Source organism: Micromonospora humidisoli (assembly GCF_016900955.1).
In the GTDB taxonomy this organism is placed as follows: domain Bacteria; phylum Actinomycetota; class Actinomycetes; order Mycobacteriales; family Micromonosporaceae; genus Micromonospora; species Micromonospora wenchangensis.
This window is the reverse complement of sequence record NZ_JAFEUO010000006.1, coordinates 117,061-132,149: the sequence shown is the minus strand read 5'-3', so window position 1 is coordinate 132,149 and position 15,089 is coordinate 117,061. Positions and strand designations below refer to the sequence as shown.

10 protein-coding genes are annotated in these 15,089 nt (G+C 72.1%); 1 reads left to right on the top strand and 9 read right to left on the bottom strand.

Annotation, left to right across the window (positions count from 1 at the left end; all coding sequences use genetic code 11):
• The 9 genes from JQN84_RS22085 to JQN84_RS22045 all read right to left on the bottom strand — a co-directional run bounded on the left by JQN84_RS22085 (position 1) and on the right by JQN84_RS22045 (position 13,632).
• On the bottom strand, positions 1–1,074 hold the full coding sequence (locus tag JQN84_RS22085) for a Wzz/FepE/Etk N-terminal domain-containing protein (RefSeq protein ID WP_204960437.1): 1,074 nt from the start codon (positions 1,072–1,074) through the stop codon (positions 1–3).
• 23 nt (positions 1,075–1,097) lie between these two features.
• The gene (locus JQN84_RS32350) at positions 1,098–2,585 is read right to left on the bottom strand and encodes an O-antigen ligase family protein (protein ID WP_204960436.1); all 1,488 of its coding nucleotides are present in this window, start codon (positions 2,583–2,585) and stop codon (positions 1,098–1,100) included.
• A gap of 64 nt (positions 2,586–2,649) precedes the next feature.
• A complete protein-coding gene (locus JQN84_RS22075; protein WP_204960435.1) occupies positions 2,650–3,942 on the bottom strand; it encodes a glycosyltransferase family 4 protein in 1,293 nt (430 codons plus the stop codon).
• Between the two features lie 237 nt (positions 3,943–4,179).
• Complete coding sequence (locus JQN84_RS22070) at positions 4,180–7,398, bottom strand: ThuA domain-containing protein (RefSeq protein ID WP_204960434.1); 3,219 nt, start codon at positions 7,396–7,398, stop codon at positions 4,180–4,182.
• A gap of 403 nt (positions 7,399–7,801) precedes the next feature.
• The gene (locus JQN84_RS22065; protein WP_281896842.1) at positions 7,802–8,914 is read right to left on the bottom strand and encodes a sugar phosphate isomerase/epimerase family protein; all 1,113 of its coding nucleotides are present in this window, start codon (positions 8,912–8,914) and stop codon (positions 7,802–7,804) included.
• A gap of 449 nt (positions 8,915–9,363) precedes the next feature.
• Positions 9,364–9,945 (bottom strand): TlpA family protein disulfide reductase, encoded by a 582-nt coding sequence (locus JQN84_RS22060; RefSeq protein ID WP_204960433.1) that lies wholly within the window; start codon positions 9,943–9,945, stop codon positions 9,364–9,366.
• Positions 9,942–10,394 carry a hypothetical protein gene (locus tag JQN84_RS22055; RefSeq protein WP_204960432.1) on the bottom strand — a complete coding sequence of 151 codons (453 nt, stop codon included), beginning with the start codon at positions 10,392–10,394 and terminating at the stop codon, positions 9,942–9,944. The genes JQN84_RS22060 and JQN84_RS22055 overlap by 4 nt, the downstream gene beginning before the upstream one ends.
• 77 nt (positions 10,395–10,471) lie before the next feature.
• Positions 10,472–12,475 carry a M6 family metalloprotease domain-containing protein gene (locus JQN84_RS22050; protein WP_281896837.1) on the bottom strand — a complete coding sequence of 668 codons (2,004 nt, stop codon included), beginning with the start codon at positions 12,473–12,475 and terminating at the stop codon, positions 10,472–10,474.
• Positions 12,476–12,714: 239 nt separating this feature from the next.
• The gene (locus JQN84_RS22045) at positions 12,715–13,632 is read right to left on the bottom strand and encodes a dihydrodipicolinate synthase family protein (protein ID WP_281896834.1); all 918 of its coding nucleotides are present in this window, start codon (positions 13,630–13,632) and stop codon (positions 12,715–12,717) included.
• Positions 13,633–13,853: 221 nt separating this feature from the next.
• Here JQN84_RS22045 and JQN84_RS22040 point away from each other — a divergent pair, with 221 nt between their 5' ends.
• The gene (locus tag JQN84_RS22040; RefSeq protein WP_204960430.1) at positions 13,854–15,086 is read left to right on the top strand and encodes a PucR family transcriptional regulator; all 1,233 of its coding nucleotides are present in this window, start codon (positions 13,854–13,856) and stop codon (positions 15,084–15,086) included.
• Positions 15,087–15,089 lie beyond the last annotated feature (3 nt).

Here is a 15,089-nt window from a genome sequence, read left to right as displayed (position 1 = left end):
CTACCGGCGTCGGTGCTGCTCGGGCACGGTCGAGGTGACGACCGGCAGCACCACCGTGTCGTCGCCGCCGCGCCGCCCGCCGGTCAGCGCCGGGGCGGCCCGGCCGACCGCCGGCTGCTGACCGGCCCGGCGGCTGCGCGGCAGCCACTCCAGCACCGCCACCAGCAGCACGGCCAGCAGCAGGCCGGCACCGGACACCGGGAGCACCAGGGCGACGAGCGCCTTGACCCGGGAGACCGGCTGCACCTCGCCGACGCTCGTCACCTTCTCCGGGTCGGCGGCCTGGGACTGGGCGCGGGCCTGTTGCAGCCCCTGCCGGGCCGAGGCCAACGCGCTGGTGGCGCTGTCGCGTTGGGCGAGCAACGCCTGGTAGTCGGGCAGCTTCGGGCCGAGTTCGTCGAGCCGCTTCTGCCCGGCGCTGATCGAGTCCGCGGCGGCGTCGGCGCCCCGGCTGTTGCCGACCGCCTTCATCTGCAACTGCTGCTGCCGCAGGCTGGCGATCTCCTGCAGGGTCGACTGGTAGAGCTTGTCGGGCTGGCTGACCTTGTTGGCCTTCTCCCAGTCGTTGATCGCCCGGGTGGCGGTGGTCAGCTCGTCGGTGGCCGTCTTCACCTCGTCGGTGGCGATGCCGACCTGGCTGGCGAACAGGAAGGCCAGGGCCCGCTTGCCGGTCGCGGCGAGCACCGAGGCGACGGTGGACCGGTCGGTGGCGGTGTAGGTGACGGTGAGCTGACTGCTCGCCCCGACCTGCTTGACCGCCAGGCCGTCGCGTAGCGCGTCGGCGGAGACCCCCGTGTCGGCGGCCACCTGGTCGACCACCTGTGGGGAGGTCACCGCCGCGGCGAAGGCAGCCGCGAACTGGTTGGCCGCCTGCGTGCCGGTGTACTGCTGGGCCGCGCTGCCGCCGACCAGGGCGGGCGCGGCGACGTACGAGGTGGCCGCGTACTGCTGCGGGCCGAGCAGGACGACCAGCGCGGCTGCCGCCCCGGCCACCAGCGGAATGCCCACCAGCAGCCAGAGTCGACGCCGCGCGACCCGCAGATAGTCGACGATCTCCACCCTGCTGCTCCCCACTGCTTGATCCTTCATCTGTTGTGTCACCCGGTCGTCACCGGTCGGGGCGTCGCCGCCCGGGACGGCTCGGCCGGTAGCCCCCGGGCGACCGCGCCGGCTGCCGCGGCGAACGCCGCGAAATACCACAGGGTGACGACGTTCGAGATCACGTTGGACGCCGCGCTGACCGCGACGAAGGCGACCGCGCAGCCCAGGAACCCGACCGCGATCCCCCGGCCGAGGCTCCCCGGTGGGGCGCGGCGCAGCGCGTTGAGCCCGGTGTGCAGGCACAGCGCCATCATCGCCAGGTACGCCAGCAGCCCGGCCAGCCCGGTCTCGACATAGGCGCGCAGGAAGTCGTTGTGCGGCTTCTTCGCCTCGTCGGCCTCGAACTTGGTCATGTTGGGGCCGATCCCGGTGACCGGGTTGCGGTTGGCCAGCGACACGATCTCCGACCAGTAGCCGACCCGCCAGGCGAGGGTGTTGCCGGTCGGGCCGCCGCCGACGGCGGTGTCGTCGGCGAGCTGACCGAAGCGGTGCGCCACGCTCGGCAGCAGCGCCACCCCGGCCACCGCGACCAGGCAGAGCGCCACCAGCATCCGCCGGCTGCGGTGCAGCACCGCCACCACCAGCAGGCCCAGCCCCGCCCCGAGGATCGCGCTGCGGGTGTTGGTGAGCAGCAGGAACAGCAGCGACGCGGCGAGCAGCACGCCGAGGCCGAGGCGCAACCGGCGGCTCAGGTAGCGGTGGATGCCGAACCCGAAGATCACCATGAACATCAGGTAGCGGCCGAACGTGGTGGACTGGCTGAACGGGCCGCTGATCCGGGTGAAGTCCCCCTTGATCTCGGCCGGGGGGTGGCCGAGCAGGGACAGCACGGCGGTGTAGCCGACCGCCAGCGCCAGCGAGACGTACGCGGCGAGCAGCACCCGGCGCACGGCCGGCAGGTCCGGCATCAACTGCTCCAGGACCACGAACATCACCACCACGGTGCCGATCCGCAGCGCCTCCAGGGCGCTGGGCACCGGCTGGGCGGCCCCGGCCGCACTGACCAGGCAGGTGGCCCCGACCAGCAGCATCGCCACGCCGAGCGGCGAGCCGCGCAGCCGGCCCCGCTGGCGGAGCTGGGCGGCGAGCCAGAGACCGGCGGCGAGCAGGAACAGCACCGCGAGGATCGTCGACGGGTCCATCGCCCGGGTCGCCCCGGCACCGTCGGCCCGGCCGGCGGTCGGGCCGCTGAGCTTGAACAGGTCGACGCAGGAGCGGACCGCCAGCATCAGCAGCACGTACGCCGCGAACCGGGTGAGCGCGAGCACCCCGACGGCCAGTCCGGCGAGGACCACCAGGGGCAGCACCGCGCCGACCCGGCCACCACCGGAGGCGGTCAGGCCGACGCCGAGCGCCACCACGGCGCACAGCAGGGCCGCGCCGACGGTCAACAGGCGGGCGGTCGGATCACCGGCGGCCCACCGTCGTCGCCCGCCCCCGGGCAGGGCGAGGTCACCCTCCGTGCCGTGTCGCTGTCCGTCCACCGCTCGCCGACCACTCGTTTCCAGGGAACTGTTGCCGGTCGCCGCCGACGGCCGGGAGAACGGCCTAATCTAACGGTCGCCGAGGTCGGGGGACATGGGCCGTTACGCCGACCGTGGGCGACCCAACGTCCGGTTCCCCGGGGCGGGGGGCGCGCAGGGCCAGCGAGAAGTAGAGTTTTTCCAGCTCCCGGGCGGCGGCGTCCCAGCTGTACTCGGCGAGCACCCGGTCGCGCAGCAGGGCCGCGCCGGCCCGTTCGGCAGGTAGGTCGGCGGTCACCGTGCCCAGCGCCCGTAGCAGGTCGTCGACGTCACCGTCGCGGAACAGCCGCTGCCCCGGCCCGTCGCGGTCGAGCACCTCACAGTGGGGTTCGATGTCGCTGGCCACCACCGGCAGCCCGTACGAGGCGGCCTCCAGCAGGGTCAGCGGCAGCCCCTCCAGGCGGGACGGCTGCACGAACGCCGCCGCGTGCGAGTACAGCTCGGCGAGCACGTCGCCGTAGACGAAGTCGGTGAACACGATGCGCGGGTCGTCACCGGCGGCCGCGCGGAGCCGGGCGACGTAGCCGTCGGTGAACGCGGAGCCGCCGACGATGGCCAGCCGCAGGTCGGTGGGGAGTCGTCGGAAGGCCCGCACCAGCAGGTCGGCGGCCTTCTCGGGGACGAGCCGGCCGACCAGCAGCAGGTAGCCGCCGGGGCGCAGGCCGAAGCGGGACAGTTCGCCCGGCGGCCGGTGGGTGGGGGCGGCCACGCCGTTGGGGATGTAGCGGGCGGGCCGGCCGAACCGGGTGGTGTAGTGCTCCGCGAGGCCCCGGGACACGGTCACCCGGGCGTCGGGCAGGTGCCCGCTGAGCCGGTACGCGGTGCCGAGCACGGCCCGCGCCGCCCGGCCCCACTTGTCGCGCTGGTTGTCCAGCCCGTGCACGGTGAGCACCACCCGGGCGCGGGAGGCGTAGCGGGCCAGCGGCGCGGTCAGCACCGGGCCGAGACCGTGGTAGTGCACGATGTCGGGGCGTTCGGTCAGCGCCGCCAGGGTGGAGGTGGCCGAGTGCACGATGGCGTCGAGGTGCTTGCTGGGCACGGTGCGGGCCCGCCGCAGCCGGATGCCCCGGTGCCGGGTCGCCTCCACCGCGCCGTAGCTGTCCCGGCAGTAGACGGTCACCTCGTGGCCGAGTCCGGCCAGCCGGCTGGCCACCTCCTCGACGTGCCGTTCGATCCCCCCGTAGGTGGCCGGCACGCCCTTCTGGCCGATCATCGCCACGCGCAGGGGACGCCAGGCCGGCGGGCGGGTCAGGCTCGGCCCCGAGCGGTCGGGGCGCAGTTGCTCTCCCCGGTCGGCGGCGTCGTTACGGAACGGCACTGTCCCCCCTCGTTTTCGCTGACCACCGGGGCGGTGGCGCGACCCCCGGCGCACGGGACGCTAGATCATCGTTGATCGGCCGGCCACTGGCCGGTCAGTCAGACCTGGCCGGACATCGACGGCGTCGGCCGGGCCGGACACCGACGGTGTCGACCGGTCGACCGACGGTGGCCACCCGGTGCCGATACGACGCCGGGAGGACGGAGTCTCCGTCCTCCCGGCGACCGGAGGGTGACGTCAGGAGGTCGGGCCGCCGAACTCCACCCAGTTGAGGTTGAACAAACTGGTCGTGGGTCCGCCGGAGACGGGCTTGAAGACCAGGTAGAGCGCGTGCGTGCCGGCCGCCTGGCTGACCGGGAAGGTCTGGCTGGCCCAGGCGCTGGTGCCGGCGGTCGCGTTGAGCGTCGCGCTGGTCACCAGCTCACCGGTCGGCGAGTCGAGCCGCAGCTCGACGATGCCGCGCGGGGTTCCGACGGTGGCCGTGGAGCCACCGGCGTACCGGAAGGTGATCTTGTCGATCCCGCCCAGGTTGATCGGGTCGAGCGCGATGTGGTCACCGTTGTCGATGCCGGCCACGTGCTGGCCGCCACCGGCGTCGGTCGTGTTGGCCAGGGTGACGCCCTGCTGGACCTGGGCGAACTCGGCCTGCTGCCGGAAGGTCTGCAGGACGATCTGGTCCAGCGCGGACAGCGCCGGCTGGCCGTTGGCACCCTTGTCGGTGTAGGTGGCGCTGATCGCGCCGTACAGGTAGCCACCGGCGTGGTCGGCCCCGTCGGCCGGGGTCTCGAACGAGCCCGAGCAGCCGTTGGCGTCGCTCATGCCGTGGCCGTGGGTGTCGTGGCCGAGCACGAACGAGACCGTGACCCGGCTGCAGTCGATCGGGCCGTCCTCGGGGTCGGTCACGGTGACCGTCCACGGCACGGTGTCACCCCAGTTGAAGAAGGTGCCGGACAGCGGCGAGGTGACCTTCACCGTGGGCGCGGTGTTGCCCACGGTGATCTCGCGGGTGAGCACCGCGGTCTTGCCGCTGGTGTCGGTGACCGTCAGCTTGGCGGTGAACACCCCGTTGGTGGTGTAGGTGTGCGACGCGTCCCGGTCGGTCGAGTCGGTGGTGCCGTTGCCGTCGAAGTCCCAGGCGTAGGTGATGGTCTCGCCCGGGTCCGCGTCGTAGGAGCCCTCAGCGGAGAACTGCACGGTCAGCGGCGCCTGGCCGGAGGTCGGGCTGGCCTTCAGCTCGGCCACCGGTGCCCGGGTGCCCTTGGCGTAGCGGATCACCGACAGCGCGGCGTCCGGGTTGGCCCGGAAGAAGCCGTCGCCGTACTCCAGCAGGTAGAGGTTGCCGTCCGGGCCGAACTCCATGTCCATCGGGTTGTCGAAGACGAAGCCCGGCAGGAACTGCTCCACCCCGACCAGCTTGCCGCTGCCGTTGGTGCGCATCATGAAGATCTTGTCCCGGGTGAACTCCCCGAAGACGACCGCGTCGTTGTAGTACTCCGGGAACTTGGTGTCCGAGTCCAGCGCGGCGTCGTACTTGTAGACCGGGCCGCCCATCGGGCCGACGCCACCGGTGCCGAGCACCGGCCACTGGAACTCACAGGTGCCGGGCGGGGTGCTCAGGTACGCCTCGGCGCAGGTGGTGGTGGCCCGGAAGGTGTAGTTGAGCTGCGGGTCCTGCACCGGCGGGAGAACCTGCCGGCCGGTGTTGCGCGGCGAGTCGTTCACCGGTGCGGCACAGTTGAACGCGCCCTTGGACTGCTTGGTGACGAAGTCGTAGTCGATGTACGGCAGCGTCGGCGAGTAGCAGTACGGCCAGCCGTAGTTGCCGGCCTTGTTGGTGGAGATCCACCGGCCGGTGCCCTCCGGCCCCCGGGCCGCGTTCGGCACCTGCGAGTCCGGCGAGTAGTCACCGATGTAGACGAAGCCCCGGGAGTCCACGTCGAAGCGGAACGGGTTGCGCAGACCCATCAGGAAGATCTCCGGGCGGGTCTTGTTATCCCGGTCCTCGGCCTCGGGGAACAGGTTGCCGGCCGGGATGCTGTACGACCCGTCGGCCTTCACCTTGATCCGCAGCACCTTGCCCCGCAGGTCGTTGGTGTTGCCGGCGGAACGCTGGGCGTCGTAGCCCGGCCCCTGGGTCGGCGACTCGTTGATCGGGGTGAAGCCGTCCGAGCCACCGGCGTTGGTGTCGTCCCCGGTGACCAGGTAGAGCAGGCCCTTGCCGTCGAACTTGATCTCACCGGCGACGTGGCAGCAGACGCCCCGGTCGGTGTCGACCTTCATGATCTTCTGCTCGCTCGCCAGGTCCAGGTGCGGCGTCGGTTCCTCGACCCACTTGAACCGGGAGAGCTGGTTGTGCCCCTTGTAGGCGTCCCAGGCGCTCGGGTCGGTGCTGGTCACCGGCGCGTCGGTGATCGGGGTGTCGAGCTTGGGCGCGTAGTAGACGTACACCCACTTGTCGGTGGCGAAGTCCGGGCCGACGGTGACCGACTGGAGGCCGTCCTCGTCGTGCTGGTACACCGGGATGGTGGTGATGACCGGGCTGGCACCGGTCTTCGGGTCGTAGAGCCGGATCTCGCCGGCCCGGGTGTTGTGCAGCACCCGACCGTCGGGCAGCACCGACAGGGTCATCGGCTCGCCCGGCTCGTCGTTGAGGATGACCTTCTCGTAGTTGGCCTTGACGGTGGCACCGCAGTCGCCCTCGACCATGCCGGCCGACCACTGGATCGCGCCGAGCAGGTGCTTGCGGAACGCGCCGTTGGCGTACGTGTCGGCGGAGTCGCCGAGTCCGGTGTAGAACGACCGGCCGCCCTGGAAGTCCTTGCACCAGGAGATCGGGTGGTCGTAGCCCATGGTGCCGCCGGTGAAGCTCTTCTCGTCCACGGTGGCCAGCACGTGCGCGGTGCCCCGGACGTTGGTGGTGAAGTTGTACCACTGGTCGTTGAGGGTGAGCTGCCGAGCGAGCGGCTTGCTCGCCGGGTGCGCCCGGTCGGCCACGTCGATGCTGCCCGGCCCGCTCGACGCCGTGCCGGCAGCGGTGGTGCCGACGATGTCGCGGTAGAACGTCCACGACGGCTCGGCCTCGACCGCGGCGTGCACGCCGAGGTAGCCGCCGCCGTTGCGGATGTAGCGCTCGAAGGCCGCCTCCTGGCCGCCGTTGAGCACGTCACCTGTGGTGTTGAGGAAGACGACCGCGCCGTAGCTGGCCAGGTTGTCGTCGGAGAAGGCGGTCGAGTTCTGGGTGACGTCGACGGTGAAGCCGTTGCCGTTGCCCAGGGTGCGGATCGCGTTGACGCCCTTGTCGATCGACGGGTGACGCTCACCGTCGGTCTTGGTGAACACCAGGACGCTTGGCGTGTCCTGGGCCGGCTGGGCCAACGCCGGGGCGGTCGCGGCGAGCGGGACGACGATCCCGACCCCTGCGATCGCGGCGAGCCATCGGTGTACCGATCTTGCCATCTGGTTCCTCCGGTGGGGGACGATGTGCTGCCTGCTCCGGGCGGGTGCCGGGACCACCCGGGTGGTGCGGTGCTGCGTCTCGCTCTCCGGTGGGGACGGGACGACGCCGTCCCGACCCCGTGCGGTTCGCCGATCGGAGAGCTGCGTACGGCCAGGGCCCGTGCCGGGGGCGCGCGGCAGCGCGGCCCGGGGTCACGGGTCGGAAGAGATCACGTGGTGGGGGGCCCGCCGGGGCGGTACGCCCGGTGGTGTCCGGGGCCGCCTGGCGGCCCGGACTCCTCGGGGCGGGCCCGGGTGGCGGCGGCCGCGTCGGGGGACGCGACCGCCACCACCGGTGCCGCCGGCGGTGGTGCGACCGCCGGTCGGTGCCCGGGTGCGGCCGGCTACCGGCCGCCGGGTCGGGTCAGCTCTGGTGGTAGATGGTCAGGTCGGCCATGTTGGCGTAGCTGAGCCGGGCGAAGTCCAGCGACTGGCCCGGGTTGGCGGCGCCGCCGGGGGCGGTGTCCATCTCCCAGTTGGCGTGGTGGAAGTCGGACTCGCCGATGGTCTCGAAGAACTGCTGGAAGTTGATGTCGCCCTCACCGAGCGGGATCATCTCGTAGCCGTTGGCCAGCGCGGAGTTGCGGTTGCCGTCCTTGGCGTGGAAGAGCGGGAACCGCTTGGTGCGCCGGGCCACGTTCAGGATCGGGTCGAACAGCGAGGTCTTCTGCTGGCCGGCCGAGTTGGTGTACTTGGTGTGCTTGAACCGGGCCACGTACGCCCAGTAGATGTCGCACTCGAAGTAGACGTACTTCGGGTCGGTCTTGGCGAAGAAGTACTCCAGGCGACGCACGCCGGAGGAGCGGGTCGGCTTGCCGTTGGCGTCCAGCGGGCCGCTGTCGAGCAGGAACGAGTAGGCCACGTCGTGGTTGTGGGTGTAGAGGCGCATCTTGCGCTCCTTGGCCTGCCGGCCGAGCTCGTTCCACAGGTCGGCCGCGGCGTCCCAGTCGGACTGGTAGGCGCTGTTGGTCGGGTCGCTGCCGGTGCCGATGTTCTTCATGCCGAGTTCCTCGGCGATGTCCAGCTGCTGCTGGAACGTGGCCGCGTTGATCGACGTGTGGGTGCCGTTGGCGACCAGGCCGTTGTCGTCCAGGATCTTGCGGATCTCGGTCGGGGTGATCTGCCGGCCCAGGATCGAGGTGTGCTGGTTGTAGCCGGCGAACTCGATCTCCTTGTAGCCCATCTCGGCCAGGCTGGCCAGCACCCGCTCGAAGCCGTAGGGCACGCCGCTGTCGTCGGGGGCGGCGGAGATCCGGTCCCGGACGCTGTAGAGGATGATGCCCCGGTTCTGCGCCGGGATGAGCGGGTCGACCTGCCACTTGCCGTCCGCGCGGGCCGGGCCCTTGGTCTGGAGCACCGGCAGGCCGGCCGCGCCGAGCACGGCGGCGGCACCGGCCGACGCGGCCAGCAGCCGACGACGGGTGACCTGGGTGCGGTACTGGGGGTCGTTGGCCATACGGCGCTGATCCTCGTTCACAAATTCCACCTTTCGAGGGTGGCCCTGACGGCCACTGAGACGTGCGAGTCCTGCTGGGAGGGTCGAAGGACCTGCGCCGCCGAATACGCGTGGCCCGGTGGATGACTGCTCGGTCAAGGGGGGATGTCAACCGTGTTACGTCTGTGAACCGGACACTAACGGTGGCTGACGGCTAAAGATAGACCTCCAACGGAGAAACTTTTGTTCGTGCGAACAAAAGTTCCTGTCGGTCGGAGCCGATGCCCGAACGGTCGCCCGGACCCGGCTCTCCGGTCGATCCCCCCAGCCCTCACCAGCACGAACACCGACGACGCCCCGGACGCCGGCAGGCGGACACGACGCGGGGCGCGCCGTCGACCCGCGATCGAATCGACAGCACGCCCGACACGCGCCCACCGGCCGTCCCGTACCGGGCACGGCACCGGTCGGCACACCCGTCCGTCGCCGCGCTACCCGGAACCGGCCAGCACCAGTTCCCCGAGCCGCTGCTCCAGCGCCGCCGCGTCCAGCCCGCCCGGCCAGCCGCGCAGCACCGCGCCACCCTTGGCGACCAGCACGACGGCCGGTGGCTCCCGTACCGCGTACGACCGCCAGATGGTCTGCTGTTCGTCCACCACGACGGGATATTCCACCCGGTGCGTCCGCAGGTAGTCCTGCAACTCGTCGGCCTGGTCGACGCCGGCCACGCCGACGAAGACCACCCGGTCCCGGTACCGCCGGGCCAGCTCGCTCAGCGCGTCCTGCCGGTCGGCGCAGGTGGTGCACCAGGAGCTGAAGAAGGTGAACACCACCGGGCGGTCGGCCCAGAGCCGGGCGGCGGTGAGCGGGGTGCCGTCGGTCAGCCCACCGGTGAACGCCGGGGCGGCCGGCGCGTCGCCGGGCGGCGGGCGCAGCGCCAGGTCCGCGGGGACCGGTCCGGGCAGCGTCGCGGCGCCCCCGGCGAGCGCCGCCGGGGCGGGCCCGTCAACCGGGCGGGTGGTGCAGCCGGCCAGCGCCAGCACCGCCAGCAGCGACGCGAGCAGCCGCCTCATGCCGGCACCACCGCGACCAGCGCCGGACCCTCACTGGTGTCCGGGGTCAGGTCGAGCGCGGGCCGGCCGGCCACCTCCAGCCGGTAGCCGGCCCGCTGCGGCACCCGCACCGGCACCGCGAACTCGCAGTACGTCGGCACCCGTTCCACCTCGAGGTCCTCGTCGAACGCGGCGACCGCCGTGCCCGCCGGCAGCGTCCCGGTCACCAGGGGCGCCCCGTCGGGGTCGAGCACCCGGAACGGCGCCCGGTGGTGGAAGTAGAGGTACGGTCCGGTGCCGGCGCAGTCCACGCCCTCGGCCCGGATGTTGATGTCGCGCACCAGCACCCGGACGGTGGTCGGGGTGACCGCCTCCGGGCCGGTGTCGGGACCACCGCAGCCGGCGGCCCCGGCCAGCAGCAGGATCGCCAGCGCGCCGACGCCGTGGCGGGCGCTCGTGGTCAGCCGCACGTGGTCTCCTCCCCACCCGTGCCGTGGGTCCGTGGCGGCCTGCGCCACCACGGACCCACGGCGTCGGTCGATTCCGGTCAGGACTTCTCCACCCGGCACTGCTTGGTCACCGTCTTCGACGGGTCGCTCTCCGAGGTCGCGGTGAGCTTGACGAAGCCGGTGTCCGCCGCGGCGGCGGTGGCCCCCACCGACACCCGGACGGTGGTGGACTTGCCGAACTGGGCGGTGGCCAGGGCGTTGGGCAGCCAGGTCCGCCAGCCCTTGCCGGCCACCTCCGCCGAGAGCCGGTAGACGTCCGACTTCAGGTACGCGGTGGCGTCCTCCGGGTGCTGCTGGCCGCCAGCGGAGTAGGTGCCGCTGTTGGTCAGCTCGAACGAGCAGGTCACGCCCCGGTTGGTGGGCTTACCGGTGCTGGTCACCTCACCCTTGCCCAGGGACACGCCGTGGGTGCTCGGGCCACCGGTGCCGTCCAGCGACCGCACCGCCACCGTGTACGACAGCGAGCCGGCCGCGTCCCGCTTGAGGTCGATGACGTAGAAGTGCAGCCGGTTGGCCTCGTCGACGTACTCGTACTGGCTGCCGGTGTCCGCCCCGGCGTGGAACAGCGCGTCGGAGAGCTGCCGGTAGTCACCCATGGTGATCTTCTGCGGGGTGCCGTCCGGCCGGTAGAAGTCGATCATGTCGATGTCCTGCGGGTTGGCGTCCACCACCCACTGGAACGGCGCGCTGTCGGCGTTCTTGGTCTTGCTCAGCAGCACGCCCCGGTCCGGGGTGAACGAGTCCGCCCCCATCCGGTCGACGACCTCGACGGTGTAGTTGTTGAAGCTCCCGCCGTCGCACAGCGGGTTCGTGGCCACCGTGCAGGCCGGCGAGAGGTCCTTGTTCAGGGCGATGTTCACGCCGGTCAGCCCCTTCGGGCCGGCGTCGACCGCGCGGGCGGTCACCTGGGCGGTGACCATTCCGGACGAGGCCAGCGCCTCCCGGGACAGCCGCAGCACGTGCTCCTCACCGAGCAGGCCGATCTTGAGCTTGTCCCGCACCGTGTGCAGCGAGCCCATCGAGCCGCCGTTGGTCGGCGGGATCTGCCAGCGGGTGTGCGGGCCACCGGGTCCGTTGAACGACCCGCGCGACATCATGCTCCAGATGCCGGTGTACGCCCGGCGTAACGGCTCGCCGTACGGGTTGTTGTAGTTGTCGCCGATGCCGAGCAGGTGGGTCAGCTCGTGGGCGTAGACCCCCATGCCGGAGCTCTCCCCCTGGGTGGAGGAGCCGGAACCGGCGTTGGGCCACAGGGTCGCCGCCGCCTTCCACGAGGTCCACTCGACGTAGCGGGTCTTGGCCCAGTTCGGCAGGTTGGGGTCCGGCGGGCCCCAGGAGTCCGGCACGTCCTCCTTGTTCTGGAAGATCATCTGCCCGAACTCCTGCCAGGTGGACGACTCGTCCTGCCCGGCGCTGAGGATGAAGACCAGCTCGTACTGGTTGGCGACCTCGTCACCGACCGCCGCCCGCCAGGCGCCCAGGCCGTCGGTGCGGATGTTCTTGTTGCAGGCGTCCCCGCTCGGACAGGCGCCGGGGTTGAAGCTGTTGTCCAACCCGTACTGGTAGGACTTCGCCGGCATCTGGTACGGCCCGAAGCCGGCCAGGTCCACGCCGTAGCGCCCGTTGGAGTCCTGCATCCAGTACTCGTGCAGGGTGTGCCCCTTGTTCAGGGTGTTCGGGGTGTTGAGGAAGTCCTGGTAGAACTTCGGCACGTCGGCGCGGGGGATGTTGGCCGCGACCGACTGGGGGTTGCCGAAGACCGTCGAGCGGGCCCGCTGGGAGACCGCGAACGTCTGGTCCGGATAGTCGAGCGCGACCAGGGCGATCTTGAAGTTGCGGATGGAGCCCCGCACGCTCGGGTCGGCCCAGTTCTTGCCGGGCACGGCCTGATAGTCGTCCCAGGTCATGGTGTCGGGGTTCTGCCAGGCCTGCGGGTCGAGGACCTGGAACGGGGCGGTGCCGCCGGCCGGGTTGGCCGGGGCCGCGGCGGCCTGCGCCGCGCCGGTCACCACGAGCGTGCCGGTCAGGACCGCGGCCAACACGGAACGCCTCAGTCGGGGTTTGTTGCGGGTAGCACGGTGCACAGGTTCACCTCTCGTCGGGAGGGACACGGCGTCCGGTCCGGTGTCGGCGGGGGGTGGCTGCCGGGACACCTGTCACTGGGCCGCGCAGCGAATCTAGGAGGACGGGCCGGGGCCGGTCACCGTGCAGATGTCGGCAGGTGGCCCGGCGGCTTCCGACACCTGAAGGACCCGCGACGGGTCACGTCCGGCCGCCGGGTTCAGCGGTGCCGACCGTCGGTGACCGGATCGACGGCGACCGACAGGGCCCGGACCAGGTCCCGGCGCAGCCGGGCGGCGGCCGGCGGCGGCAGTGGGCCGCGCGGCGGCCGGCACCCGCCACCGAACCGCCCGGCGCAGTCCATCGCCAGTTTGATCGCCTGCACCGCCTCCGGCCGGGAGCCCCAGCCGAAGGCCGGGTGCAGCTCGGCGTAGAGCGGCAACGCGCGGGCCAGGTCACCGGCGGCGCACAGGTCGTACAGCCGCAGGGCCGGCCCGGGAAGCGCGTTGGACAGGCCGGACACCCAGCCCCGGGCCCCGCACAGCACCAGTTCCAGCAGCACGTCGTCCGCGCCGGCCAACACGTCCACGTGCGGGCAGAGGTCCCTGATCCGGTGCACCCGGCGCACGTCGCCGGAGAACTCCTCGACCGCGACGATCCCGTCGGTCTCGGCCACCCGGGCCAGCAGCTCCGGCGTCAGGTCCACCCGGGTGTCGTACGGGTCGTTGTGCGCCACCACCGGCAGACCGACGGCGGTGACCTCCCGGTAGTGGGCGACCACGTCGGCGTCGCCCGCGGGATAGCCGTCCGGGGGTGGGGCGAGCACCCCGTGCGCCCCGGCGGCGGCGGCCTGCTCCGCCCAGCGGCGGGACTGCCGGCTGCCGTACCCGCCGACCCCGGGCAGCACCGCGCAGCCGGGCGGCGCGGCCTGCACCGTCGCCCGCACCACGTCGGCCCGCTCGTCGTCGGACAGGGCCCGGTACTCCCCCACCGACGCGCACGGGGTCACCCCGTGGCAGCCCGTCCCGGCCAACCAGCGCACGTGTTCCTGGAGGCGGTCGAAGTCGACGCCGAGGTCGTCGCGGAACGGCGTCGTGATGGCGACCAGCACCCCCCGCCAGGGCCTACCAGCTGTCACTCGGGCGTTCCCTCCTGCGCGCCGGCGGCCCGCTGCCCACCGCACCGGAACCTTACGATCGTCGATCATCACGGTGCTTCGGACAATTGCCGGAACAGTCGCCGTGGGGGCCGTCCTTTTGTCGGTAGATCCCCGGTGGACCTTGCGCACAGGCCCACCGGCCGCACAGGGTAGGGCACCGGCTGTCGCACCCCTGCCGCGCAGCCAACCAGGGGAGATCCATGCACGGTGAGCTTCAACGCATAGTCGACGCCGTCGCCGCGCGGGTGGGTCGTCCCGCCCTCATCGAGGACCGGCGGCAGCGGGTGGTCGTCTACAGCGAACACGACGGTCCGATGGACGAGGTACGCCGGATGTCGATCCTGCGCCGGCAGACCACCCCTGAGGTGATCGCCTGGTTCCGTCGGATGGGCGTGCTCACCGCCCGTGAGCCGGTGCGTACCCCGGCCGACGTCGACCTCGACCTGCTCCCCCGGGTCTGTGTGCCGATCTGGCACGACGACCTGCTGCTCGGCTTCGTCTGGTTCATCGACGACGACGGGTCGATGACCGACGCCGACATCGCCACCGCGACCGGTGCCTTCACCGACCTGTCGCTGGCCCTCTACCGGGAGAACCTGCTCGGCGAGCTGGCCTCGCAGCGGGAGTCCGAGGCCACCCGGACGCTGCTGGTCCAGAGCCCGCAGGCCCGCGCGCACGCCGTCCGGGCGCTGCTGGAGGAGGGCACCGTCGCCGGTGACGGCCCCACCACGGCGGTGGTGGCCCAGCTCGCCCCCGCCGACGGGCGGCACCCCGACGAGGTGGCCCGGATCGCGCTGGAGCAGGCGCTGGTGGCGACCCGCCGCTGGCTCGGCGTCCGGGAGTCGCTGCACATGGTCTGGCCCGACCACGGGGTGCTGCTGATCTGCGGCGGCCGGATCGCCGGCCGGCCCAGCCCGGAGGCCGTCGCCGGGCACCTCGACGAGGCGCTACGGCAGGCGACCCGGGGGTTGTCCTCGGTGGAGCGCACGGTGACCGGGATCGGTCAGGCCCGCCCAGGGCTGGTCGACGCGGTGCAGTCCTACCGGGAGGCAGTGCAGGCGGCCCGGGTGGGGGTGCAGCTGCCGGCGCTGGGTCCGGTGATCTCCTGGGCCGGCCTGGGCATCTACCGGGTGTTGTCCCAGCTCGACGCCCGGCACCTCGACGTCGCCGGGGTGCATCCCGGGCTGGAGCGGCTGCTGCGCGACGACGCCCACCAGGTGCTGTTGGAGACCCTGGAGGCGTACCTCGACCTGGCCGGCAACGCCCACGCCACCGCCGAGAAGCTGCGGCTGCACCGGACCACCCTCTACTACCGGCTGCAACGGGTCGAGCAGCTCGCCGGCACCGACCTCAAGGACGGCAACGAGCGGCTGTGCCTGCACCTAGCGATGAAGCTGGGCCGGCTCACCGGCCACTACCGGTCGGCGTCCTGAGGC

Bases quoted from the DNA above. Each gene is read 5' to 3' on its own strand.
- JQN84_RS22060 (WP_204960433.1), bottom strand. From the start codon at position 9,945: ATGAGGCGGCTGCTCGCGTCGCTGCTGGCGGTGCTGGCGCTGGCCGGC.
- JQN84_RS22070 (WP_204960434.1), bottom strand. From the start codon at position 7,398: ATGGCAAGATCGGTACACCGATGGCTCGCCGCGATCGCAGGGGTCGGG.
- JQN84_RS22040 (WP_204960430.1), top strand. From the start codon at position 13,854: ATGCACGGTGAGCTTCAACGCATAGTCGACGCCGTCGCCGCGCGGGTG.